The sequence below is a fragment of the Ferranicluibacter rubi genome, from assembly GCF_011603255.1.
Classification (GTDB): domain Bacteria; phylum Pseudomonadota; class Alphaproteobacteria; order Rhizobiales; family Rhizobiaceae; genus Ferranicluibacter; species Ferranicluibacter rubi.
The window spans coordinates 153,361-176,391 of the sequence record NZ_JAANCM010000010.1 but is presented as its reverse complement, the minus strand read 5'-3'; the positions used below and the strand labels follow the sequence as shown (position 1 = coordinate 176,391).

Below are 23,031 nucleotides of genomic sequence, written 5' to 3'. Positions count from 1 at the left end.
ATTGCATGTCAGCGCGCTCAGCGGCGGCCCAATTAGGGATTGAGATTTTGACATCTATCGCCTGGATTGCGCGTGCTCGGCAGGTCTGTTGTAGCCGTTGAGGCAGGCTTTGGTGCCTTTGTACATCATGGCCCAAGATCGTTTGGGATGGAGCCGGCATGACGTTTCGCCAGTGCGGTTTGAGCCGCAGCGGCGATGTCTCCTCCGCGTTCGCCTCCCGCGACCTGAACGGTAGGAAACGCCGGCTTGATGTTGTTGTCGTGGAACGCCTTGTTGATCATCAACAGGGCTCGGCGCTTCAGGAGAAACTGCTGTCCCGGAATCGTTGTGAACTTCATCCGCAGGATCAGGCCCGACTCGCCCATGCTGTCGATGCCCTGCATCTTCAGAGGTTCGATCGTGATCGGCGCGAGTTCCGGATCAACCAGCAGCTCCTGCCCGATCTTCTTGATGATCTTGCGAGCCCGGTCCACGTCGGTGTCGTAGCCCACCGTCACGGTCAGCTTTTCCACCACCCAGTCGCGGCTGAGGTTCTGGACCGCGCCGAGTTCGCTGAAAGGGACGATGTAGATCGCGCCGCGATGATGCCGCAGCTTCACCGAGCGGAGGCTGAAAGATTCGACCGTGCCCTTGTAGCTGCCACTCGAAATGTACTCGCCGATCCGGAAGGCATCATCGAGCAGATAGAACATGCCGCTGATCACATCCTTGACGACGGTCTGCGCACCGAAGCCGATAGCGACGCCCACGACGCCAGCGCCAGCGATCAGCGGGCCGATCTCGACCCCCATCGCCGACAGCGCCATCATGACGGCGACGGCGAAGAACAGGATCATCAGCACGTTCTTCAGGATGGGCAACAGCGTTCTCAGCCGCGCTCGACGGCGCTCGCGCTCGCTACCGGTCTCGAGCGCGGCCTCCGTTTCACCCAGCTTTCTGTCGATCGTCACCCTCACGACGTTCCAGAGAAGATCGATCACGAGAAGAATGACGCCGGCGCTGAGCACGCCCCGCGTCAGGCGCAGGGCGACGGTATCCTCGGCTGTGACGTCGGTGAGGTCCACGTCGAGGACGCGGGCCAAAAGGACGATCGCGCCGACGATCAGCGCGGCCCGGATGCCGCGCTCGATGATGACGGAGGTGATGCCGGGTCGGGCCGGTACGAAGAGCACCGGATCGTTCGCGGCGCTCCCGTCGTCACGCACGTCCATGATTTCCGGATCGACGTCGCCGCCGTCGTGGGAAACGCTGTTCCTCAGAAGATGGTCGACCGAGATCCGCGTCAGCACGATCAGGCCCGGCAATGCGGCGACGACGACGGCGATCCAGAACACCTGCATCAGGCCCGCCACCCACAGGAGCCACAGCGCGACGAAATAGGCCGTCCAGAGCCGGTTACGGGTTCGAAGGCCGAGATGGCCGACGCGGCCCTGCCTGTCCGCAGCCTGTAGCGCCGGCGGACGGTTCCAGATGGCCTCGATGCCGGCGATGAGGATCACCACTCCGAGCCCATAGGCTGCGAGCTGGCGGGCCGGGTCCGAAAAGCCGAGTGTGCGCAGGAGATGGACGGTGAGCGATCCGAAAGCAAACCAGCCGACGATGAAGCCGAGCCGCCGCGTCCAGTGCGCGGCGGCCGCATCGCTGACGGGGACGAGACGGAAGCGATGCGCGACCTTCGCGGTGCCCGACGCGGACGGTGCCAGCAGGAAATCGAGCACGGCGCTGGCGAGCTGGACCACCACGGCGGCAAACAGGGCTCCGACGATGATCTCGCGCGCAAGCGGTGGCCACGCGAACAGGAGAAAGACGCCGAGACTGCCCAGCGCGAAAGCAAGGGCGTGGCAGGCCGTCCACAGCAGGCCGGCGGACAGCGCCAGGAGCTTGTCGCGAACCGTCACGATGCGACGCGAGACGATCTTCGACCGCCAGGTCCGGGTCAGCCGGTCGAACACCAGGCGCAGCGCCAGTCCGGCCAGCAGGAAGCCGACCACCACGAGGATCGGGCGGGCGCCGTTCTCGGCGTCGAGCTCCGCCTGGAGCCGCGCGACTGCGGAGACGGTCTCGGACGGAAACGCGCGGACCCCCTCCAGAAGCACGGCGAACCGGGCCCGGAGAGCGTCTGTGAACGCGGCGAATTCGACGGGTTTTTCCGCCACGACATCGGATGTCGTCGGACGCGATCTCTCGAGCAGCCACGCCCGCACCTGCGGATCCTCTGCCAGATCGAGGAAGCGCTGGACTTTCTCCACCTGCGTCGCTTCCGAAGCCGCCGTCTGGGCGGCCAGCTTGCCGGAGCTGGCGAGCCCGGCGATGAGGACAAGGGCGAACAGAAGGATCCTGGCAAAAATCGACGGTCTGGCATGAACGGCCATGGATCACCTTCCGCAGTCTTCAGGTCGAATGGTCTTGCAGCCGCCCGACATCCGTGACTGTCCGGAGGTTTTTGCACCGAGGGCGTCGTCGACCTGGCTCGCGAAATTGTCCCGCGTATCCGCATCGACCACCGCGACGGGAGCCGCGAGGATCAGGCCGGCCGCACTGCCGGCGGCGGCTGCGGTTTCTGTGGTCGCGGCAAGGATCTTGTCGCCGAGCCCGACCCGGCTGTCCGTCAGCGTCTGCCCGTCCGAGATGCGCGCGCCGATCAGCCGGACGATCTCGGGGGATTCCGCGAACTTCCCGTGGTTCAGCCGGTCTCCGGCCTTCACCTTCGTAAGGTCGATCACCGTGATGCCCGCCTCGGCCAGTTCCTGCTTGTAGGGCACGACCTCCGGATCGATGGAGCCGAGCCGCGCGACATCGCCCCAGACCCGCCGCGAGACGGCGAGAGCGCGATCGTCCCGCGACACGAACAGGGTGAACTGCGGATGCTGCCGGCCCATGTCGGCGATCTGCGAGCGGAATACGTCAACATCGACGTCCGGAGCGGCAAGCATGACGTTGCGGAATTTCGTGGGCAGCCGGCCGTTGCGGATCGCCATCTGGCGCAGCGCCTCCAGCGTCAGCCAGTTGCCCATGGAGTGCGCGAGGATCGAGACGTCTTTCACCTCGGGGTCCTTTGCCAGATACTGGAACAGGTTTTCGAGCGCGTTGCGCGTGTAGTTCGTGCTTTCACGGTCGTAGCCATAGGCCAGAAGACTGCCGCGCGAGGGCCAGGTGACGAGGATGGGCGCACTGTGCACGCCACTGTCACGGACGATTTGGGCGAAGCGGTAGACGCTGTCCTCGAACCGCGTGTTGAAGCCGTGGACGAAGACGAGGGCACTGCCGTCCGGCGTCTTGCGCACCGACGTGCTGAGCCAGGCCTTGGCGGCGGCGATATCGATGACGTCGGCCTTCAGCGTGGCAAAATCCGTCGCCGGGTCGGCCGGGAGTTTTCGCGGCCAGGCGATGGCGCCGACCTTGCGGGCGCTGCCGGACGGAACCGAAACGGTGAGATCCGCAAAATACGGCTTACGCGCGCGTTCGCCCGTAAACATCTCCCCTCGACGGACGGACGGGCTTCGCGTTGTCGCGATAAGCATGTCAACCCTGTGGGATTGCGGCGCCGTATCGGCGACCGGGGTCAGCACGTCCCGGGGGTGCCCTCCGCAGCCCGTGACGAGGGTGACGGCGCAAAGAAGCAATGTGCGGAAAAACCGGTATCCTGTCATTTTGGACAGGCGTCCCAGAAACCCGTGGTCCGCGTGCTGTTGGTATAATACCAGCACTGCCCCGGAGCTGGGGGCTGGCCGGCGACAGAGGCCGCAGCCGCTCCGGCGACGAAACCGATCGCCGCGCCTGCAGCGATCGCCCCACCGCGCCGCCAGGTCCGGCGCGGATGCACCACGACGACGCTTCTGACCCTTGGCCGCCGGTCGACCGCCGCACCGGCACAACCGCGAGGCCCACAGGCGACGCCCGCGCATCCACGCCGCCCGCAGGCCGCCACTGCGCGCCGCGCTTCGGCCGGCGTTGCGGTAAAGATGGGTGCAGCGGAAAGGACGAGCAGCATTAGCACGGTTGCGATGCGAAGGATGAAGGATCCGGCTGTCATGATGGCCCTGAGCTCCGTTTGACGTTGCACTCAGTAAGCAGATGGCAGCCGCAGGGGGGAGTATGTTACTGTAACCTACGCGGCGCAAAGCCTTCCGCTAGCGCTGGCCGGCGGGCGCGATGGCCGCTTGGTCGGGTATGTCGATGCCCGCCCGCCGCAGCCCTGCAAGCAGCTTTCCGAGATCCTCCGGCCGCATGTTGCGTGACCGCATCTCGGCGGAGAAATTCGGAACGAAGTCCGGACGCATTGTCACGAACAAGGCAGACTCACGCCGCGCATCGGCGCCGAGGCCGGCCTCCGCGTAAATGATCGCGGCCACCCCGTGGAACAGCGGAAATTTCTGCAGATCCGCCTGCCGAATGAGAGCAACAGCGCCGGACGTGTCGCCCAGCATGTATGCCGCGAGCGCCCTGCTTCCGCGATAGAAGCCGCCGCCCCCGGGGTTCAGCGCGAAAGCTTTGTCGAGCAGGACGGCACCCCGTTGCCATTGCCCCATGACAGCCAACCGCGTTCCGAATTCGCCAAGAAGCTCTGCATCGTTTGGATTGTCGGCAAGGGCATTTTCGCCGACGCGCACAGCCTCCGCGACGTCACGGCTGAAGAACAGCGCCGTCATCAGCGCCTGCTGCCCACGCGTGTTGGCGCGTTCGAGCTGCGTCGCCCGTCTTGCCGCCTCCAGCGCACGCTCGACGGGAGGCTGTGCGCCAGCAAGCAGGTTGTACCGGTACCGCTCCTCGTCAAGATAGATCATCGATAGCATCGCCCAGGCCGTTGCAAAGGCCGGGTAACGCTCCACGGCTGCTTCCAGGCAGGTTCGCACCCCGGCATGGCCCCCGGGGCTGAGTTCGGTGCGGTAGGCGTAGAAGGACAGGGTGCACTCGTAGGCATCGATATCCTCCGGCGGCGCTCGCGTCCTGTCCGCCTGGGCGATGATGCCGTAGGGTTGAGCGATCGCCGCGGCCACCTGACTGGCGACGTCGGACTGGATGGTGAAAAGGTCGCCGGCCTTCATGTCATTGTCGTAGGTCTGCGACCAGAGGATAGCTCCGTCGCGTGTGTCGATCAGGCGGGCACTGATGCGCATGTGCTCGCCCGACGTCCGGACGCCACCTGTCAGGAGATAGCGTGCATCCAGCTGTTCGCGGACCTGCCGCACATCGACCTCGGACGTCAGAGCCCTGGACGTCTCCCGGCCGAAAACTCGGATCTCTTTGAAGCGCGGCAACGCGGTCAGCAGTTCCTCGGTGATCCCAGTCGCGTAAAGGCCCGCCCGTGCGCCGTCCCCAAGATTGGCGAAGGGGGCGATGACCAGCGAGGGCTCCGATGCCGCCGGCGTTTTTGCGATCGGTACCCCGGTAAGATGGAACACCAGCGCCGCACCCGCGACCAAGAGGATAATGACGCCGAGCGCCATCTTTGCTGGATGGAAGCGGGACCTAGCCTGCGCTGGTACGCCTTTGATCGGCTGGGACAGCAGCGGCTCCTCACCCGCGGACGGCTCAGGTTCCGCCTGCACGACGCTTTGGAACACGGGGATATAGCCGCCCTTGGGCACCGCGATGCGGACAGGATCGTCCTGGCCCGCGACGAGATAATAGCGTTCGAGTCCCCGACGAAGGCGCCCTGCCTCGATCCGAACGACGGGATCGTCCTGGCTGAAGTGCTCGTCCCGTTTGAAGACTTCGAGCGCGATGGAATAACCCTTGATGCGGTTTGCTCTGCCGGCCAGCACCTCTTCGACGATATAGGTCAGGAATGCGGCACCCCGGCCTGCGGCGGGAAATTCCGGGCTTGCGACAATTTTCGCAACCTGCGCGCGGATCGCCTCGGGACAGACGGTGCCCAGGCCTTCGATGGTGATAGAGTCACGCATGGCCTTGGTCTCCCCCCGGAGCAAGCGAGCGAGGGCCCGTATGTTACAGTAACATACTCCACAACGGGCCGTCGATCCGTCACCGTCAGGTTGCAGATAAAGATGTCTGCGTCGAAGCCTCAGGGAACACCGGTGACGGAAGCGGCAGACACATGAGCGAGAACGAGACTGCTGCCTGCCGCCGGTTTCCCGACCGTAGCACCGCGATCCGGGGGCTGTCGGCGCGCGACGACGGGTTCCGGGACATGTGCGCCGATCTCGCCACCGCCGAGGCCGAGCTGCAGCGATGGCAGGCGTCCGACGATCCGGGACGGAGCGGCCGCGTCCATGAATACCGCGTCCTCGTGGATGAGCTCACGCTCGAAATCGCGGCCGCGCTGGATGCATCCGCCATCGTGCCGTTCCATAGACGCTGACCTTGACGCCCCTTAAAGCCGCCACATCGACCGTGCCGGCCAACGAACCGGAGTGACCATGACCCTCAATGCCGAGACCACCATCGATCCTCCCGCCGCGACCTGGCGTTTCAAGGTCGGCATCGGCCTCGTCGCCCTCGCCATCGCGATGTGGCTCTGCGTCCCGATCGCGGCCTGGTCCGGGGTGCCGAGCACCCGCATTGCCGCCATCACGGGCGTGATCTTCATCGTCAACAAGGTGCTGCTCATTCTCGTGATCGCCATCATGGGCAAAGCCGGTTTCCAGCAGCTGAAAAGCAGGATCTTCGGTATCTTCCGTCTCTCGCCGGCCACCCATATCGGAGAAACACGCTACCGCATCGGGCTGGTGATGTTCTGCCTGCCGCTGATCTCGGCCCTGCTCGAACCCTATGTCGATGCCGTGGCACCGGGCCTGCGTCCGAACCTTTGGCAGCTCCAGCTGCTCGGCGACGTCATGTTCGTCGCCAGCTTCTTCGTCCTCGGCGGCAATTTCTGGGACAAGATCCGATCGCTGTTCATCCGCGACAGCCGCGCGGTCGCCGCCCTGTCGGCAGAATAGGGCCGCGCCGGTGATAAGCGACGATCCCATCATCAGCGAACCGGTTCCGCCACCGCCTCCTGCCAATCCCCTGCGCCGGGTCGCCTTCGTGATCCTGCTGCTTGCCCTCGTTCTCTTCGTTCTCTCGATCTTCATGGAACGACGCACGCCCTCCTCCTCGCAGGCGCAGGTTCAGGCCTATGTCGTCGGGATCGCGCCAGAGGTCGCCGGACGCGTCATCGAGGTGAACGTCACGGACAATACGGCGGTCGAGCCGGGACAGGTGCTCTTCCGCATCGACCCGGCGCGCTACGAAATTGCCGTGGCCGAGGCGGAAGCAGCGCTCGCCCGCGTGGGCCAGACGCTCGGGGCATCGACCGCGCAGGTGGACGCGGTGCAGGCAAGGCTCGTCCAGGCACAGGCCGGCCGGGACAGCGCCTCCGAACAGCTTGGCCGTGCGTCCGAACTGACCCGGAGAGGCGTCTACGCGAAAGCCAAGCTCGACGATGCGCAATTGGCCTTTGACCAGGCCGATGCTGCGGTGACGGCGGCGGAGGCGGACCTTGCTAGTGCCCAGGCGGACCTTGGGCCGGCAGGCAGCGACAATCCGGAGTTCAGGATCGCCCTTGCGGCATTGGAGCGCGCAAGGCTCGATCTGCTGAAAACTTCGGTGCTCGCACCGGCCGCAGGCGTCGTCACGAACCTTCAGCTCTCGATCGGCCAGGTGGTGGGTGTCGGACAGGCTTCCATGACGTTCATCGACGTCGGAACGGTGTGGATCAACGCGGCCTTCAAGGAGAACAGCCTGGAGAGGACGGCACCCGGTAACCGGGCCGAGGTTCTGTTCGATGCGCTTCCGGGCACGCTGTTTCCGGCACGGGTCGAGAGCGTCGGCCTCGGCGTCTCGCAGACCGATACGGATCCGGCCACGGGTCTTCCGAAAATGCGGAGCGATACGGGCTGGGTCCATGAGGCGCAGCGCTTTCCGGTGCGCCTGGTGCTAGAAGAGGAGCGACCGAAAGGCGTGCGGTACGGGTCGCAGGTCACCGTCGTGATCTACACCGGCGATCATCCGGTCACGAACGCATGGGGCGCCTTCTGGATCAGGATGATGTCGGTGCTGACCTATGTCAGCTAGGGATCCGGGCCGCGAACAGACGAGGAAGGGGTTGCGGGTCGCACTCGCAGCCGCCGTGCTGTTCACGATCTCCGTCGCATCGGGCGCGATCGTGCCGTTTCTCGGCCCACTGTTCGCCACGCAGTTCCTGCTGGCGAGCTCGCAGCCGATGTCCTTGGGCAAGGTCGCCGGGATGGCGGTGCTCATCCTTGTCGTCGGCGCCATTATGATGATGCTCACCACCTGGCTCGGCGCCCATCCGGGGCCGTTTCTCCTGCTGCTCGGCCTGCTATATCTCCTCTGCTTCATCGCACAGACCGCCGGCATCGGTGGCCCGGCCGTCTCTTTGATCTTGGTCGTCGCCGTGATCGTGCCCCTGCTTGGCATCCTCAACAGGGAACTGGCCGCCTCGATCCTGACGATCCTGGTCGGAGGCGTTCTAGGCGGCGCGATCATGATGTGGCTGGCGCACGCCTTGATCCCCGAGCCGGCGCCGGAGCCTGAGACCTCATCGGCACAGGAGCGGCGCACGCCCGATTATCCCCGCGCGCTGGCGAACACCGCCATCCTGCTCGCGTCCGTCGTCATCTGCCTGACGAGCGACAACCTGACGGCCGCCGCCGTCATTCCGATTACGGTCGCCTCGCTGCTCGGACAGATCGACATGGCCGCGGGTTCGAAGGCGTCCGTCGGCCTAATGGCGGTCAACCTGTCCGGGGGTCTCCTCGCCTCGGTCGGCTATGCCGTCCTCAGCCTGCAGCCGAGTCTCTCGACGATCTTCGTCATCGTGCTCGTCGTCGGCCTCTTTCTCGGCGGACGTGCGGCAGCGCTTACACCGGACGCCGCGATGTTCGCGGGAGCCCTGACGATCTTTCTGATCCTCTTCGGACTGGGCGTTTCGCCGCTGCCGGGCAGCGCGGCAGAGTCCTTTTCGACGCGCATCGCTTTCGTGGCGCTAGCGATCGGCTACACCCTTCTGGCGACAGCCGTCCTCTGGCGGCGGCCGCAGCCCGTCCTGCCGGCACTTTGACCGCCGAAAGGACCGTCCGTATGGTAGAAGGCAGGAGGTTTTCCGCGTCAGCCTATGGCGCGTTACTTTTTGGGCAGACCCTTTCGGCGGCGGCGATGTTCCAGATTGTCTTCCCGGTGTTCCATCAGATCATCACGCATCTGGGAGAGCGCCAAACCCTGGTCTACACCCAGCACATCGCGACCATCGGCTGCACCCTCCTGCTGCTCGCCTGCTACTGGTCACGGCTCAGATGGGTCCGGGTCGTGGTACCGTTCCAGAACATTCTGGTGTCGCACCTTTGTGCTTTTTTCAGCCGCGTCAGCTTTTTCTTCGGCGGCGCCCTCTTCTCGGCACTGTTCTTCCGGCACCTGCCCGAGCTCGAAGACGCCCCATCCATAATGCAAATCGTATCAGGTGCGGGCGAAGTTTTCATGATCCTGTTCGCGCTGTTCTGCTATTCCCTAGAGCTTGACAGACTTGCAAGAGCTCTGGAACCAAAGGGTTCAGAAGGATAGCAGGCATGAGCAGTGGCCGTACGCACTCCTTAAAACGTGTAGTCTGCATGTTTGCGTATCTAAGTTTTAGAAACCTACTCTGACCGCGCTCACAAACATGAGAACCGGGCTGGTAGCAAGCAGCTCTATGGATTTACAATCCTTGCGGGGTCCGTGCAGGATCTACATGCGTATACATATCTCGCCTTGATAGATTCGAACTCAGGCCAGCACGCTTTAAAAGCAGTATCAAAAAAATCCGAACATTCTCTCGCACAGTTTCAACGCGCAGATCTGTATAAAAAGAATAGATCGGCGCGAAATCGTTCAATAGAGCAGCGCTGCTCCATATAAAAACAATCAAGCGGCGCTGCAATGTTCACCTTTCAGTTTTCGCATCTAGGAATTCGAGCAGACCCTGTCTCAGCTTTGGTATAGAAAAATCCATGAAACGGCGCATTTTCAACGGCATCTGTCCCTGTGCCGCATGCACGACGCTCACGGGCGCAGGCACTGGCTCGAACGGTTCAAGGACAATCTTCAAGGCTCCCGCCTTTACAGCACCGGCAACCTGGTAATGCAGGAGCCGCGTTATACCGACATGCAGCAGTGCACCTCGAACGGCGGCCTCGACGGTCGTAACCGAAAGACGCGTGGTGACCGGCACGATAACCGGCGTCTTCGTTCTTGGATCTGTCAGGTTCCATCCGGATAAGGGGCCTGGGCCTTCAAACGTGACACACGGCATCCTCTGTAAATCTGCTATCGTCGTCGGCACACCGTGAACTGCGAGCAATCGCGGACTGGCGCAGATGACCGTGCGCATCGCGCCGATCGATGTCGAGATCAGTGCGCTATCGGCAAGCTTGCCGATCCGAACGGCCATGTCGACGTGGTCGTTCACCAGTTGAACGTTTTGATCCAGCAGCAACAAACGAATGTTGATTTCGGGAAAAAGGGCCAGAAAGTCGGTCACGATCGGCAGAACATGCAGCTGACCGAACTGTATCGGTGCGGTTATGACGAGATCGCCCCTGGGAACGGTAAACTCGCCGGCGACCTCGCGCTCGGCTTCGTTGACCTGATCGATGATCCGGCGCGCTGTCGCGACATACGTTATTCCTGCGTCGGTCAGGCTAAGCTTGCGCGTCGTGCGTATCATCAGCTTTGCGCCCAGGGCGGACTCGAGGTCGGAGATTTTCCGAGCTACCGTCGTCAGCGGAATGCGCAGCCGTCTTGCCGCCGCTGAAAAGCTACCGCTTTCCACAACCTCAATCAGCATCGACATTGCCCCAAGACGGTCCATCGGCTCTGCCATTTTTCGGTGAGGTTATATCCAAAATTACCCGATTATCCCGCCATAGGAAAGAACTAGATTGGCGGCATCGACAATCGGCGACCGGAGAACGGCCGTGGGCTATGGGTTTATGGACATTGCGACGACACCAAGCGTTCGCGCCGTACAGGCAGAAATGGGAGCCGATGGAATGTGGGCCGATTTCCGAGGGCATCGGGAATTCGACCGGTTCACGGATAACGAGAAGGCGTTCATCGGCGAGCGCGACAGCTTTTACATCGCCTCCGTATCGGAAACCGGCTGGCCCTATGTGCAGCATCGCGGCGGCGCACGCGGTTTCCTCAAGGTGATCGATGACCGGACGCTGGCTTTTGCTGACTATCGCGGAAATCGGCAATATATCAGCACCGGCAACTTTGCGGCCAACAGCCGCGCTTGTTTGTTCCTGATGGATTATCCCCGGCGGGCCCGCCTGAAGATTTACGCGCATGTCGAGAAGTTGACATTGGACGACGAACCCTCACTGACAGAAATGGTCACGGATGGTGCCTACGGGGCAAAGCTGGAGCGGATCTTCCGCCTGCGGCTCGAAGCCTTCGACTGGAACTGCCCACAGCACATCACTCCGCGCTATACGGAAGATGAGATCGCTGTGGCCGTCAGTCCATTGCGCGAGCGTCTTGCTCAATTGGAAGCGGAAAACGCCGATCTCCGCGCACGGCTCCGCTGACTCGCGCAAGGCTCGCCTACAACATTCGAAGGAAAGAATTAGGCAGGCTTGCGAATGGGTGAGGTCGGCGGCGGCAAAGCTCCCGCCGGAACAGAAGATCTGCGTATTGCTTGTGGCGTACGCACGGCCGCCGTTCTCCTCATGGTGCCTTTTACCGCTGTTGGGCAGCAGATCCAGGTCGCAGCGTGACGGTGGAAACACTCGCGCGGGATGCTGCCATGTCCCGTTCGACCTTCTTCGATCGTTTCCGGAGGGAGGCTGGCGTGGCCCCGATGGAATGCGCGACCGGCTGGCGCATGGCGCTGGCAAAGGAATTTCTTCGCAAGGATGCTGCCACGGCAGAGATTGCGCAGCGCGTCGGCTATGGCTCGGCAAGCGCCTTCAGCGTCGCGTTCAGTCGGCATGTGGAAATGCCGCCCGGCGCATACTCCCGGGAAAATACTGCGGTGTAATGATACCGCAATTGTAAAATGTGGGAGCTGGCGACGTGGTCCCTTACCTGCCGATGTAGGCCGCCAGTTCATCGGACGTTCCGTTGGGAAAAGCCTGTTTCAGAAAATCCAAGAAGGCAGATACACGCGCGCTGAGCAGTCGCCGCGACGGATAAAGCGCCCACAGCGCGATCTCGGAGCCATCGATATCGCCCCAGTGCAGCAAAGTGCCATCGGCCAGATCGTGGCTCACCAGCGAAATCGGCATACGAGCAGCGCCGACGCCCGTTCGCACGGCATCCCGGACCATGATAAGCGAGGATAGGGCGAGGACGGGCTCGATCCCGATCGTCGTAGGTCCATCTGACGTCACGACGTTCCACGTCTGCCGATCGCCGGCCCCGCGCACGACACCTGGCGCCGAGTGATCTGCCACTGGGCGGGGAAGATCGGGGCTTGCCACGACGACGAGGCGATCATGCAGAAAGGCTCGACCGACGAGACTCTCGTCCGGGTCCGGATTGACCCGGATGACCAGGTCATAGCCTTCCTCGATCATGTCTACGGCCCGGTCCTCTGTGGTGACTTCCAACCGCACGTCGGGATATTTCATTGCAAAGCCCGCCGCGATCCGACCCATGGCGGTCTGCGAAAATAGGAGCGGCGCGCTGATCCGTAACCTGCCGCGCGGCTTTTCCCCGCCCGCCGCGATGGTGGCCGCCGTTTCGTCGAGCTCCGTCAGCAAAGCGGCTGTACGCTCATGAAGGGCGCGACCTTCCTCGGTGAGTTTCAGGTTGCGCGCGCCACGTTCAAACAGCCGAAGCTCAAGGGATGCCTCCAATTCTGTCACCCGTCGGGACAAGGTCGCCTTTGGCCGGCCGGAGGCCCGCGCCGCTTTGCCGAAGCCTCCGTGACGCGCGACAAGGTTGAAATCGGCAAGGGCGACGAGATCCATAGTCGTTCCACCTGTGAGACGAACTGTCTAATTTAACAGTCTATTGGTTTAATATTGAACCAGCCATATTCCGGGTGTCAAGCAAACACAACACGGAGTAAAACTCATGACCATTCTCGTTACCGGCGCCACCGGCAATATCGGCGGCCAAGTCATCCAGCACCTTGTCGGCCGCGGCGCTGATGTCCGCGCTCTCGTCCGCGATCCCTCCAAGGCCAACTTCCCGGCAGGCGTAACCGTCGCAAAAGGTGACTTCCTCGACGTCGACGCCCTACGCACCGCCTTCGACGGTGTGTCGACGCTCTTCCTGCTGAACGCTGTCGCACCAGACGAGTTCACCCAGGCTCTGGTCGCCCTCAACGTCGCCCGCTCGGCTGGCATTGAACGGATCGTCTACCTGTCGGTCATTCACCCGGACATCTACGTGAACGTGCCGCACTTTGCCGGCAAGTTTGGCGTCGAACGGATGATCGAGCAGATGGGCATGAACGCCACGATCCTGCGCCCGGCCTATTTCATCCAGAACGATCTGACGATCAAAGACGTCATCACTGGCTATGGTGTCTATCCGATGCCAGTCGGGACCAAGGGCCTTGCCATGATCGACGTCCGCGATATCGCGGAGATCGCCGCCCTCGAGCTTCTGCGCCGTGAACAGGCCGCACAGCCGCTCCCGCTCACGCGCATCAACCTGGTCGGTCCCGACACCCTTACCGGTACTGACATTGCTGCCATCTGGACGGACGTTCTCGGTCGCCAGATCAACTATGGCGGCGGCGATACGGCAGCTTTCGAACAGAACCTCAAGCAGTTCATGCCGCCGTGGATGGCCTATGACATGCGCATGATGGGCGAGCGCTTTCTGACTGATGGCATGCTGCCCGAGGGCGGCGATGTCGAGCGCCTGACGACGCTTCTCGGCCGTCCGCTCCGCTCCTATCGAGACTTTGCCTCGCAAACCGCTGCTTCTGCCTGACGCAGGCGCCCACAATTTCAAACAAGGACGATCGTCATGATCTATTCGACCGCAACAGTCCCGGTGAATCCGGAAGGCGAAACAAAACTCACCCGGGAGCAGGTCTGGAACGGCCTGGAGCTGAAGGCGCGCGATGCGCGCCTCAGCTTGATGACAAACCCCCACTCCACCTTCTCAAGGCCCAAGATTCACCGAACGTCTCTGAATCAAAAAGAGAACGGATCGGAATCAAAGTGGCTTCAGCAAAGGCAAGAAGGACTTTGTCAGCAGTCTGAGGCGCGCGATGCGCGCCTCTTTCTCCCGCCCGGCCTCTGCACCCGCTGCGATGTCGTGGAAGAGAGCGCGACCCATTTCGTTCGCGAAGCCACCATCGCCGGTTCTGACATCAGGGAGATCATCACCCTTGAGCCACAGAGCAAAGTCACCTTCTTCCAGGGAACCGGGCCACGCGAAGGCGCCATAATCAACGAACTGTTCGAGGATGAAGCCGGAGCGCTGCAGCTGAAATTCTACTGCTACATCGGCCTGCGCGGCAAGGAGCATGGCGGCCCCGAGGAACAGGCCGAGCAGGCACAGTTCGACAGTGACAAGGGCTATAAATCGGCACTGCTGTCGACGCTGAAGCGGACCCGCGAACTGCTGGCAGCGGGCCGGCTCTGATCACCCATCGCAATAAACAAAACTGGGCTGCCTCTGGAGAGGCGCCATGCCTTTCAAGAGGACCAAATCATGACCACACCCGTCACCGACACATATTTCTCCGCCGCACCAAAGATTCTGGTTCTCGGCGCCACTGGGCCAACCGGCCGCCACATCGTCAGCCAGGCCGTCATCCGAGGTTATGATGTCACTGTCCTGGTGCGCTCGCCGGAAAAGGCCGCGGACATGAAGGGAGCGAAGATCGCCGTCGGAGATGCTCGCGATGAGACGGTGTTGCGCCAGGCCGTCAAGGGTCGGGATGCTGTGATCAGCGCGCTCGGCACGCCCGCGAGCCCCTTTCGTGACGTCACGCTTCTTTCGACCGCGACCCGAGCGCTTTTCAGCGCCATGAAGGCAGAGCGCGTCTCGCGTCTGGTCGCTATCACCGGTATGGGCGCAGGAAGCCATCATCAAAGACAGCGGCTTCGATTGGACCATCGTCAGGCCATCGATCCTCAACAATAAGGCCGGCCGCGGCGCGATCCAGACGCTGACGGACCTCAGCCGGTTTCAAGGCGGCGACATCTCGCGTGAGGACGTTGCCACGTTCATTCTGGATCAAGTCACGACCGACCAGTGGGTGCACAAATCACCATTAATTACGTGGTAAGTGGTTGATCCAACCTTCCGGGATCAAGAACACGATCATCAACGATATCGAGCGCTCGAGCGATTTCGAACCCCGCGTCCAAAGCGATCGTACAAATATACGATTTTAGACGCGATCGGCCGGCTGCTGCGGGCAACCCGCGTGCGGATGTCGAATTCACATAATTCCGAGTTATGTGAATTTCAATTCTTGCGATAGTTACGAGCTTCAGAGAAATTTGCAACCGAAAAGATGGTGATCCGGCTGCCGTCGCAGCAGCTGTTCCTTGCCAGACGGGACAGTCCTTTCCAGCCTGACCACTATTCGGGCGTGTTCAGATTCATGACCGCATTGCGCCGTCAAATCGGTCGTTCATGTGGTTCCCGAACCGTCCAGAAAGCTGTCGTTCGCACGCGCCGACGCGAAGGACCAAGAAGGGCGGGGAACTGTCGTTCGCGGCATCCCAGACAAACGGCAGCAATGCGCAGAGAGCTGCCGGTCGGTGTTCCGCCCTGATAGTGAAGGACAGCGCAGGGAGCAGGCTTTGCTCCTGAAACAGGCGGTAGCACCTCAATCAACTTGACCCGCCGAGGCTGACGCCAATCCTGGCCGACAGCAGGCGCTCAGAAACTTCGTCCATACGGAATAACCCGTACGCCCTCTCCCCGCCGCTGACAGCGGACAGTGAGGCAAAGTGCCTCCGGTCTAGCCTGTCGATTTTCGTGGGGTGTTGCTACTGTATGAATATCCACTGGGCCTTGACTTCAGCCAGAACTAGTGTGGACTGTTACATAGTATTGCTATGTACTAAGCCCCCGTCAGAAGGTACGCGCAGGCTTATTTTCTTAGATCAAAAAAGGAGAGCATTCATGGCACTTAAACCAGGACCTAAGCCGATAGCGAAATCCACAGGGAAACCGGATCAGCGCCGCCGTGATAACAAAAGCACACCAGGGAATACACCGTCCCTCAAACCTAGCAAGTCACCAAGTAAGGCACATAAAAGAGGGCTCTCACTGATTTGCACTTCTACCCCGGCATTCGATTGAACCTGCGCGAAATGCCAAGCGGACTGCGTGCCTGTCGGATGTTGGATGTCAGCTTTCTCGAATTCCACGCCGATACCGGTCAGTCCGATAACGGCCCCCAAACGGTCATTCATCGATGCCGCAGCAAGCAGCCGTTTCCCGCCGATATTTGCCGTCCCAGGTCTTGATGCGAATCGAACCATTGATCCCGCAGTTTACCGCGGTCGCACACGCATATTATTGAAATCAAGTTATTATTTGGCAATATCCGACACGGGCTATTTCCGAATTATGCATTCCGCTCGCTCCCTACCCTTTCCCGATTTACTTCGAGCTATTTCTTTCCGTGTGAAAGATCCTCTGTCGAAGTAAAACGAAATACTATGAACCGGCTGCGACTCGGCGTATAGATTGACATGAACATAAAAAGAACAGGAGTGGCCATGTTGAAAATTCGCGTGTTTCGGAAGGATGCAGTAGGCGTGGATGCGCTAGACCTTGCACGGCTTCTAGCTGATGCGGGCTGCGTGGAAGTCGACGAGAACGGATATCCGCTCGATAAGGACAATGAAGACCTGGACAAACCGGCAGACGAGCTCGACATGGCTGAGCTAGGCGATGACGAAAGTGTCGAGGGGGACGGCGACAAAGATGGCGAGCCACAGGATGTTGAAGAGGACGACGTCACTCTTATCGTAATTCTGACCCCCGAGTGCGTCGAAGACCCGACACTAGAGGAAGAAGTCGGGCGAGCGGTCGGAAGCGGCGGCCGCGCCGTGGGCATTTGGCCCCCGGAGTGCGAGGCAGGAGCACTACCGCCAATTCTAGGGAAGATCGGTTCCGGCGTAGTGACCTGGGATCCCGAAGCACTTGCTGACGTGCTGGCGGATGTCGAGACCGTGTGGGAGACGCCGGCCGGCGAACCGCGAACCGCGCCGAAGACGAAACGGAACAAATGCTGATGACGCTGCACTCCTATGTGATTGAGCATGACATGGGGTTTGCACCAAATCCATTCCATCGCCGCTGCTCGCTAGCGGCATGTAAGCCGCTGATCCGGGCTAGCGCGACCCTGGGCGACTATGTCATGGGAACGGGAACTGCACACAACGATATGAGGCAGCATCTGATCTATTGGATGCACATCGACGAGATCGTCGATTTCGATGCCTACTGGAACGACCCACGCTTCCGACGCAAGCGCCCCGTGATGCACGGCAGCATGGCGCAGCGCCATGGCGATAACATTTACCACTCCTTGCCGGGCGGCGGATTTTTCCAGGCCGACTCTTTCCACAGCCAAGATGACGGTCAGCCCGATCCGGCCAATCGCGACCGCGATACTGGCAGGACACAACGTGTCCTACTGGCGCGGAATTTCGCCTATTACGGTAAGCATGCCAGGTCGATCCCCGACGAATTCAGGGGCTTTATCAAAAAGGGTCCGGGTCACCGCAACAAATTTACGGCTGCCAATCTCGCATATTTCATGGAGTGGCTTCTCGCCGATCCGGCCCGCGGCTATATTGCGGAGCCTACCGACTGGCTATGACTGCGGTGGGCCGCCTCAGTCATAGGTACCCTTAGTAGACAGCTGACGCAGAGATTGAAGATTGGCTTTAGTGCCCGGTGCCCAGTTTTCGAAATCCGGCTCTTGTCTCTTTGATCTCGTCCAGTTCCTGTTCAGTGCGATCTGCCGCTCAAGCACGTCGCTCAGCGCCTTGCCCTTCTGAGTTTCGGGTTCGGAAGCGACGAGATAGCTGCGTAACGTCTCCAAACCCTCCAGCGCCACAGGCATTCCGTCCTCGTTCCATGCCTGCGTTGCGAGAAGCTGATTTTCCAAAGAAAGCAGCCATTCTTCGACGACCTCCTGCTGCCGGGCGGTAAATGGTAAGTCACTGACCAGAGCGTTGGCCAGGACGTGTAGAGTCTCTGGCGAATGGTCAGACCAACGATCAACGATCGGAACAATTGCTTGCATCGGAGCAGTGGTAATGTAGCGCGCATCGGCGGCAACCGTGGTAATGCGTCCAGGCAGGGCGCCAATTCCGGAACTAATCTGACGCTGGACTAGCCGCAACTCGGCCATATTAATGGGCCACCACTGCCGAAATTCCTGGGCGCGGTAGTAGGCGATGCAATCTAACCGGGGCTTGGCGGCATTTCCTTCGAGCCGCGGCCCTGTATCCGCCGGCTCGCGTCGGGTGAACTGCACCAGACAAAAAGAAGCGAACTCTTCCTTGCTATCACCAGATTCGAAGTCAACGAACGGGTCAAGGAGGACGGCGATGGCTCGCGTGGTGGTTTTCGTCTTCAAAAGGCGTTTGATTCGCTCGACCTGATCGAGCTTTCCGCCGAATCGGCGCATGCGGGCCCCGTGAGCCTGAGGCAGGCGTACTGCCAGTTTTGAATGCGGCTCCTGCCACCACCGCACCAACTCTCCGAGCCATTTCTGGCGGCCTGCGTCGTCTTTGATCCCTGGAACTTCGTAGGCACGCGGCAGAGGTAGGTCGTCCCCAGCCGTATCATCCGCGTCTAGGTGGACCACGAGCGCACCTCCCCCAAGTCCGTCACCCACGACCTTGATGGCGCGATCATAGAGTACGTCCATATCGGAGCCCTGGAGCACGACAGGACCACCTGGCAAAGCCTCCTCGGCCTGCCACAACCGGCGGACCTTCTGCGGCCTGATTTCCGTCAACGTGCCCCCTCGCGGGACTCCAAACTCTTCGACCGTTACCTCGGGCGTCGACGGCATGCCTTTAAAGGTCAGCAAGCGGACCGGATGGCCACCACCATCGCCGATGAGGCTTCCACCCGAGATAACCAACGTGCGATGGACGTCGCCGCCCGCATCATCGTCAATATAGTCGTAGCCGACCGTAGATTCGTGCTTGTGCCCGTGGATGACGACGTCGATTTTCTGCTGGCGGATGAATGTCCTAACCAACGAAAGATTGGTGAGGTCAGCGAAAGCCTTAACCTCTTCACGCAGCCCGGGCGAGTGCAGATGGTGGTGAAGGACGGCTATTTTCAACTGGCGGCGGCCATCCGGCGGCTGTGTCGCCGCCAGGAGCTTACGGGCATACTCCAGTTGCTCCTCAGATACACGGGCCATGTCTGCGTGCAGTAAATCGTCCAAACTCTCGCGCAGTGCGGCCCTTTCGGCCATCTTCAATCCAGGGACTTCGTGCAGCTTCTCCCAAACTGGGGCAATTGTGTCGTTCAGTCCGAGCTTGATCTGAGACCAGTTGCTGCTGTTGATCGGCAAAACCAACCAGTCGCGTTCGGGCGCGGCGAGCATGTGCCCTTCGACCGGCTCGGATGCTTTGTCGATCTCATCCAGCCAAGGCGTGACACAGCCAGGGACGCGCCATACGCTCTGGAAGTCTTGGTATCGCGCCGCCGATCCTGGGGCAGATCCGCGCAGGACGTCATGGTTTCCTGGCACGGCGACAATATTGGCGGCTTCGATACCGAAGTCGGAGAAGTGGTCGAGTATCAACTCGTAGAGATGTTTGTGACCGGCGAGCTTGGATTTATCGGTCGCGTCGCCGGAGAATATAACACCAGCCAACTGCATGTGTCGGGATGAAAGAACTTCTGCTACTCGCTGGAATGTTGACGCCAAGAGCCGGTTCCTGGTCGGATGGTCAATACCCGAAATCTTCTCCTTGTGGTCGTCGCGCTTAACCACCTGGATACCACCATCAAGATGAGCATCGGTCACATGTAGAAAGGCCGCTTCTTTTGTCATTTCCCCTCCCCGGAAGGATAATCCTGTTCTTATCCGCTAAAGTAGATCATGGCATCTGTATATATTATTTAATTCCTGATTATCATGCATCGGTCGTTCGACTAGAACGAATATGTTCGTAAGGATTCTCGATGTTCAGCGCGGTTGAAACGACTTTCTTGCGCAAGCAACACGCGCTGTTTGCGGATCTGGACGCCCCTCTTAGCCTTGACGAGTATCAGGCGTTCACGCGCGAAACCGACAAGAACGAGAAGTCGGACCTCGAAGGTCTCGGCTTCGTGCTGCTGGGTCTCTACGGTGAGGTCGGCAGCTTACTGAGCGAACTCAAAAAGAAGCAGCGGGACAAGGATGCCTACCACGCCTACCACGAGTCCACCGTCGAGGAACTGGGTGACACTCTTTGGTACTTCGCCAACGCCGCCATGCGAGCCGGTTTGCGGTTGAGCGAGCTCGCCCACCGTGCGGGTGCGGGTTATTCCAACTGGGATGACTCCGACGCCAACATCACCTTCGAGCAGTTGCAGAAGGCACTGTCGCCGGCCCAGTCACCACAGTCGGCCGCCGCTGTTGAGCGAGGATTTTTGGCCTTAGCCGGCAAAGTTGGGCTTCTGCTCGAGGACTATAACCAAGGGCGTGTCCAGCGAAACCGCGACGTGTTGTCTTCGCATTTGGTTGAGATATTCCGTCTGCTTCTGACGGCGGCGCGTGATGCAAACGTCAATCTTGATGAGGCCGCACGAAAGAATATCACGAAGGCGCTCAGCCGCTGGCCACTCGAGAAATTATGGGCACCGCTTTTCGACGAAGGCTTTCCTGCGGACGAGCGCCTGCCGAGGGTAATACCGATGCGGTTTCGGGAAAAGACTTCAGGATCGAAGGTTCAAGTCATACAGGAAATGAACGGTGTCCGGATCGGCGATCCAGTCACCGACAACCGGCATCCGCCTGACGACTACCGGTTCCACGACGTATTCCACTTGTCCTATGCAGCTTTGCTTGGCTGGTCGCCCACCCTGCGTGGTTTGCTGAAGGTGAAGCGCAAGAGCGATCCCATCGTCGATGATAACGAGGACGGCGCGCGCGCTTCCCTGATCGAAGAGGGTGTTTCGACGTGGATCTTCAACCACGGCCAGCGCCATCAGTTTTTTCGGAACGTAACGTCGGTCGACTACGGCCTATTGAAGGCGGTACAAGAACTGGTTAGCGGATACGAAGTGGAAAAGTTGCCGCTGTGGCAATGGGAGATGGCAATCTTGGAAGGTTTCAGGGTATTTCGCGAACTCAAGCATCATAGAGGCGGTACAGTGACGGCTGATCTCAACGAACATACCCTGACGTTCCGGGCTCCGGAATGATCGGCCTATCTGCGTCGTCGTTCGTCGACCGCATGACGGCGTTGACTTTCGACAACGCCTTCAATCCTTACAGCGATGAAGATGCTGACCACGACCTGCCCGGAGCAGCCGCCACCCGATGCGACAACCTGCGGAAAGTGATCGACGCGTCGCTGGACACCGGTGTCGACTCAATGTGGATAGCGCGCGACCTTGGCTATCGGGGTGGCCGTCGGACCGGTCTGGCACTGACCGACGAGGTGCATCTCAACGCCCATGCCGCCATGATGGGCATTGACGAGCTAGTGCGTTCGACCGGCGGACCAGCGGTTTCGGAGCGAACTGCAGGCGTGGTGTGGGATATGCTCGCTGCAGTGGACCGCAAGGTCTTCCTGTGGAACGTGTTTCCCCTGCATCCGCACGATGCCGGGGCTCCAATGTCAAACCGGAACCACAAGCGGTCGGAGCGGCATGCGACGCGGTTCCTTATGGAGTGGCTGGTCGATGCATTGCGCCCGCGCCAGCTGGTTGCCATTGGTCGCGACGCCCAGACGGCACTCGCGGATCTTGGATTCGACGCGGCGTGCGTGCGGCATCCCAGCTACGGCGGGCAGCCGGAATTTATCCAAGGCGTTTCCAGTCTATATTCTCTCCCGACGAGGTCGGCTGGAACTGCCCACCAGCTCCAGCTGATCTGATTTCGGCGGCAGTTACCAAGCCTCGCATGTGCCAGAGTTTGCGTGAGGCCTGCCTCGCGCAGCCGTACGAGCTCCCTTTGCGGGCGTCTTCGATCGTCTGCGGTCCTGCCCCAGCCAAGACCGCAGCCCTGAAAAGACGGTTTACCTACGCTCCTGCCCGTCCGACGCCGAAGACCATGTAGTTAAGCTTGAGCGGCTTCGCGCCGTCTGCTTTCGGAAGAACCAGTCCAGAGCCGGTGCTCCAAACGAAGCTACTCCAGTCCCAATCATGCTCGTCCGTCTGCACGACCACATAGGATCCAAGACGAAGCTTTGCCGACGTAGCACTCTTGGAAAAGTCCAAACCGAGGGCGAACTTGAACACCTCTCTGTTTTCGCTTCGCTTGGCGACCGAGGCTACGAGTCCTTCCGCGAGCTTCACGAACGGTTTCAGGACCGGCTGTGCCGTCGTCAGAAGTGAAAGCCCATCCTTGAAGGTCGAGTTTCCCAAGGCCTCGAGCATGAGGTCGTCATCCTCGCTCTTTACGTTAACCGTCCGGCCCTCGAATGACAGACCCTCCCGACCCACGTTGACACCGACAAATATGGGTTGGCCTATGTGGGCGGCGGCGCTTTGATCGTTAGCAGCGAGATCAACTGCGAAACGCATGGCCTCCGACTCTTTGTCCGTTTGGTTTTTTCCGCTGAACTCACAGAGGATTCGATGCTTACCCATGCCCGGATAGTTGTGGGCGTAAAAGGCGTCCAGGCTGATCTTAAGGGCGGCCTCTCGCAAGGATTCGTCCGGTTCCATTCCGATGGCGTCGACGATATAGCAGCTACCTGACTTCGTTCCCTCCGGAATGAAGCCGATCTTCGCTCCCGTCTGTCCCCACACGTACTTAACGAATGGGAGGACCATGCTCTGGCCGCCGCCGCCGGAGCGGTGAAATTCCGCAGCTGCCTCGGTGTCCCCGATCAGTTCCAAATATTCGGCAATCGCCTTTGGGCTGGCCGATCCTATCATTGTGCTCTTGTCGATTGTCATCGTGTA

At 60.7% G+C, this 23,031-nt stretch carries 19 protein-coding genes and 4 pseudogenes; 15 read left to right on the top strand and 8 right to left on the bottom strand.

All coding sequences use genetic code 11. The annotated features are described in order from the left end of the window. Positions 1-125: 125 nt before the first annotated feature. The 4 genes from G8E10_RS18820 to G8E10_RS18810 all read right to left on the bottom strand — a co-directional run bounded on the left by G8E10_RS18820 (position 126) and on the right by G8E10_RS18810 (position 5,906). Positions 126-2,372 carry a mechanosensitive ion channel family protein gene (locus G8E10_RS18820; RefSeq protein ID WP_167130280.1) on the bottom strand — a complete coding sequence of 749 codons (2,247 nt, stop codon included), beginning with the start codon at positions 2,370-2,372 and terminating at the stop codon, positions 126-128. 3 nt (positions 2,373-2,375) lie between these two features. After that, positions 2,376-3,650 carry an alpha/beta hydrolase gene (locus tag G8E10_RS18815; protein WP_167130279.1) on the bottom strand — a complete coding sequence of 425 codons (1,275 nt, stop codon included), beginning with the start codon at positions 3,648-3,650 and terminating at the stop codon, positions 2,376-2,378. Next, entirely contained in the window at positions 3,647-3,991 is a 345-nt protein-coding gene (locus G8E10_RS26070) for a hypothetical protein (protein ID WP_281517680.1), read from the bottom strand. Before G8E10_RS26070 ends, G8E10_RS18815 begins: the two co-directional genes overlap by 4 nt. Before the next feature lie 139 nt (positions 3,992-4,130). Next, the gene (locus G8E10_RS18810; protein WP_167130278.1) at positions 4,131-5,906 is read right to left on the bottom strand and encodes a FlgO family outer membrane protein; all 1,776 of its coding nucleotides are present in this window, start codon (positions 5,904-5,906) and stop codon (positions 4,131-4,133) included. 152 nt (positions 5,907-6,058) lie between these two features. On the opposite strand from G8E10_RS18810, the gene G8E10_RS18805 reads away from it, so the two are divergent. From G8E10_RS18805 to G8E10_RS18785, 5 genes are read left to right on the top strand one after another with little or no spacing between them, the layout of a single operon-like run. After that, a complete protein-coding gene (locus tag G8E10_RS18805; protein WP_167130277.1) occupies positions 6,059-6,322 on the top strand; it encodes a hypothetical protein in 264 nt (87 codons plus the stop codon). 58 nt (positions 6,323-6,380) lie between these two features. Next, a complete protein-coding gene (locus G8E10_RS18800) occupies positions 6,381-6,902 on the top strand; it encodes a transporter suffix domain-containing protein (protein ID WP_167130276.1) in 522 nt (173 codons plus the stop codon). A gap of 10 nt (positions 6,903-6,912) precedes the next feature. After that, the gene (locus tag G8E10_RS18795; protein WP_167130275.1) at positions 6,913-8,019 is read left to right on the top strand and encodes an HlyD family secretion protein; all 1,107 of its coding nucleotides are present in this window, start codon (positions 6,913-6,915) and stop codon (positions 8,017-8,019) included. After that, positions 8,009-9,028 (top strand): DUF2955 domain-containing protein, encoded by a 1,020-nt coding sequence (locus G8E10_RS18790; protein ID WP_167130274.1) that lies wholly within the window; start codon positions 8,009-8,011, stop codon positions 9,026-9,028. Before G8E10_RS18795 ends, G8E10_RS18790 begins: the two co-directional genes overlap by 11 nt. Positions 9,029-9,048: 20 nt before the next feature. Further along, positions 9,049-9,525 carry a hypothetical protein gene (locus G8E10_RS18785; protein ID WP_167130273.1) on the top strand — a complete coding sequence of 159 codons (477 nt, stop codon included), beginning with the start codon at positions 9,049-9,051 and terminating at the stop codon, positions 9,523-9,525. A 358-nt stretch (positions 9,526-9,883) separates the two neighbouring features. Here G8E10_RS18785 and G8E10_RS18780 read toward each other — a convergent pair whose 3' ends face one another. Continuing rightward, the gene (locus G8E10_RS18780; protein WP_281517663.1) at positions 9,884-10,792 is read right to left on the bottom strand and encodes a LysR family transcriptional regulator; all 909 of its coding nucleotides are present in this window, start codon (positions 10,790-10,792) and stop codon (positions 9,884-9,886) included. A gap of 124 nt (positions 10,793-10,916) precedes the next feature. On the opposite strand from G8E10_RS18780, the gene G8E10_RS18775 reads away from it, so the two are divergent. Next, positions 10,917-11,531, top strand: coding sequence for a pyridoxamine 5'-phosphate oxidase family protein (locus G8E10_RS18775; RefSeq protein ID WP_167130333.1), 615 nt, complete (start codon positions 10,917-10,919; stop codon positions 11,529-11,531). Positions 11,532-11,698: 167 nt separating this feature from the next. Then, positions 11,699-11,983: pseudogene (locus G8E10_RS18770) on the top strand (helix-turn-helix transcriptional regulator); the annotation flags it as partial. A 43-nt stretch (positions 11,984-12,026) separates the two neighbouring features. Here G8E10_RS18770 and G8E10_RS18765 read toward each other — a convergent pair. Further along, the gene (locus G8E10_RS18765; protein WP_167130270.1) at positions 12,027-12,917 is read right to left on the bottom strand and encodes a LysR family transcriptional regulator; all 891 of its coding nucleotides are present in this window, start codon (positions 12,915-12,917) and stop codon (positions 12,027-12,029) included. A gap of 106 nt (positions 12,918-13,023) precedes the next feature. On the opposite strand from G8E10_RS18765, the gene G8E10_RS18760 reads away from it, so the two are divergent. The 6 genes and pseudogenes from G8E10_RS18760 to G8E10_RS18730 all read left to right on the top strand — a co-directional run bounded on the left by G8E10_RS18760 (position 13,024) and on the right by G8E10_RS18730 (position 17,761). After that, complete coding sequence (locus G8E10_RS18760; protein WP_167130269.1) at positions 13,024-13,893, top strand: SDR family oxidoreductase; 870 nt, start codon at positions 13,024-13,026, stop codon at positions 13,891-13,893. 36 nt (positions 13,894-13,929) lie between these two features. Then, positions 13,930-14,019 (top strand): annotated as a pseudogene (locus G8E10_RS18755) (AtaL-like protein); the annotation flags it as partial. A 150-nt stretch (positions 14,020-14,169) separates the two neighbouring features. Further along, positions 14,170-14,553, top strand: a pseudogene (locus tag G8E10_RS18750) (AtaL-like protein); the annotation flags it as partial. Between the two features lie 69 nt (positions 14,554-14,622). Then, positions 14,623-15,202, top strand: a pseudogene (locus G8E10_RS18745) (NAD(P)-dependent oxidoreductase). 1,450 nt (positions 15,203-16,652) lie between these two features. Then, positions 16,653-17,171 (top strand): hypothetical protein, encoded by a 519-nt coding sequence (locus tag G8E10_RS18735; RefSeq protein ID WP_167130267.1) that lies wholly within the window; start codon positions 16,653-16,655, stop codon positions 17,169-17,171. Next, the gene (locus G8E10_RS18730; protein WP_281517662.1) at positions 17,165-17,761 is read left to right on the top strand and encodes an Nmad2 family putative nucleotide modification protein; all 597 of its coding nucleotides are present in this window, start codon (positions 17,165-17,167) and stop codon (positions 17,759-17,761) included. The genes G8E10_RS18735 and G8E10_RS18730 overlap by 7 nt, the downstream gene beginning before the upstream one ends. Positions 17,762-17,776: 15 nt before the next feature. Here G8E10_RS18730 and G8E10_RS18725 read toward each other — a convergent pair whose 3' ends face one another. After that, a complete protein-coding gene (locus tag G8E10_RS18725; protein WP_167130266.1) occupies positions 17,777-19,966 on the bottom strand; it encodes a metallophosphoesterase in 2,190 nt (729 codons plus the stop codon). A 131-nt stretch (positions 19,967-20,097) separates the two neighbouring features. On the opposite strand from G8E10_RS18725, the gene G8E10_RS18720 reads away from it, so the two are divergent. Both G8E10_RS18720 and G8E10_RS18715 read left to right on the top strand, forming a co-directional pair. Next, a complete protein-coding gene (locus G8E10_RS18720) occupies positions 20,098-21,321 on the top strand; it encodes a nucleoside triphosphate pyrophosphohydrolase family protein (RefSeq protein ID WP_167130265.1) in 1,224 nt (407 codons plus the stop codon). Beyond that, on the top strand, positions 21,318-21,998 hold the full coding sequence (locus G8E10_RS18715; RefSeq protein ID WP_167130264.1) for a uracil-DNA glycosylase: 681 nt from the start codon (positions 21,318-21,320) through the stop codon (positions 21,996-21,998). The genes G8E10_RS18720 and G8E10_RS18715 overlap by 4 nt, the downstream gene beginning before the upstream one ends. A gap of 145 nt (positions 21,999-22,143) precedes the next feature. Here the strand turns inward: G8E10_RS18715 and G8E10_RS18710 are convergent, their stop codons facing one another. Further along, complete coding sequence (locus tag G8E10_RS18710) at positions 22,144-23,025, bottom strand: hypothetical protein (protein WP_167130263.1); 882 nt, start codon at positions 23,023-23,025, stop codon at positions 22,144-22,146. Between the last annotated feature and the right edge of the window lie 6 nt (positions 23,026-23,031).

What these genes read in the sequence shown, in the direction of transcription:
- G8E10_RS26070 (WP_281517680.1), bottom strand. Translation starts at nt 3,991, where the DNA reads ATGCTGCTCGTCCTTTCCGCTGCACCCATCTTTACCGCAACGCCGGCC.
- G8E10_RS18765 (WP_167130270.1), bottom strand. Translation starts at nt 12,917, where the DNA reads ATGGATCTCGTCGCCCTTGCCGATTTCAACCTTGTCGCGCGTCACGGA.
- G8E10_RS18725 (WP_167130266.1), bottom strand. Translation starts at nt 19,966, where the DNA reads ATGACAAAAGAAGCGGCCTTTCTACATGTGACCGATGCTCATCTTGAT.
- G8E10_RS18790 (WP_167130274.1), top strand. Translation starts at nt 8,009, where the DNA reads ATGTCAGCTAGGGATCCGGGCCGCGAACAGACGAGGAAGGGGTTGCGG.
- G8E10_RS18780 (WP_281517663.1), bottom strand. Translation starts at nt 10,792, where the DNA reads ATGTCGATGCTGATTGAGGTTGTGGAAAGCGGTAGCTTTTCAGCGGCG.
- G8E10_RS18735 (WP_167130267.1), top strand. Translation starts at nt 16,653, where the DNA reads ATGTTGAAAATTCGCGTGTTTCGGAAGGATGCAGTAGGCGTGGATGCG.
- G8E10_RS18820 (WP_167130280.1), bottom strand. Translation starts at nt 2,372, where the DNA reads ATGGCCGTTCATGCCAGACCGTCGATTTTTGCCAGGATCCTTCTGTTC.
- G8E10_RS18760 (WP_167130269.1), top strand. Translation starts at nt 13,024, where the DNA reads ATGACCATTCTCGTTACCGGCGCCACCGGCAATATCGGCGGCCAAGTC.
- G8E10_RS18805 (WP_167130277.1), top strand. Translation starts at nt 6,059, where the DNA reads ATGAGCGAGAACGAGACTGCTGCCTGCCGCCGGTTTCCCGACCGTAGC.
- G8E10_RS18800 (WP_167130276.1), top strand. Translation starts at nt 6,381, where the DNA reads ATGACCCTCAATGCCGAGACCACCATCGATCCTCCCGCCGCGACCTGG.
- G8E10_RS18730 (WP_281517662.1), top strand. Translation starts at nt 17,165, where the DNA reads ATGCTGATGACGCTGCACTCCTATGTGATTGAGCATGACATGGGGTTT.
- G8E10_RS18710 (WP_167130263.1), bottom strand. Translation starts at nt 23,025, where the DNA reads ATGACAATCGACAAGAGCACAATGATAGGATCGGCCAGCCCAAAGGCG.
- G8E10_RS18810 (WP_167130278.1), bottom strand. Translation starts at nt 5,906, where the DNA reads ATGCGTGACTCTATCACCATCGAAGGCCTGGGCACCGTCTGTCCCGAG.
- G8E10_RS18785 (WP_167130273.1), top strand. Translation starts at nt 9,049, where the DNA reads ATGGTAGAAGGCAGGAGGTTTTCCGCGTCAGCCTATGGCGCGTTACTT.
- G8E10_RS18720 (WP_167130265.1), top strand. Translation starts at nt 20,098, where the DNA reads ATGTTCAGCGCGGTTGAAACGACTTTCTTGCGCAAGCAACACGCGCTG.
- G8E10_RS18815 (WP_167130279.1), bottom strand. Translation starts at nt 3,650, where the DNA reads ATGACAGGATACCGGTTTTTCCGCACATTGCTTCTTTGCGCCGTCACC.
- G8E10_RS18715 (WP_167130264.1), top strand. Translation starts at nt 21,318, where the DNA reads ATGATCGGCCTATCTGCGTCGTCGTTCGTCGACCGCATGACGGCGTTG.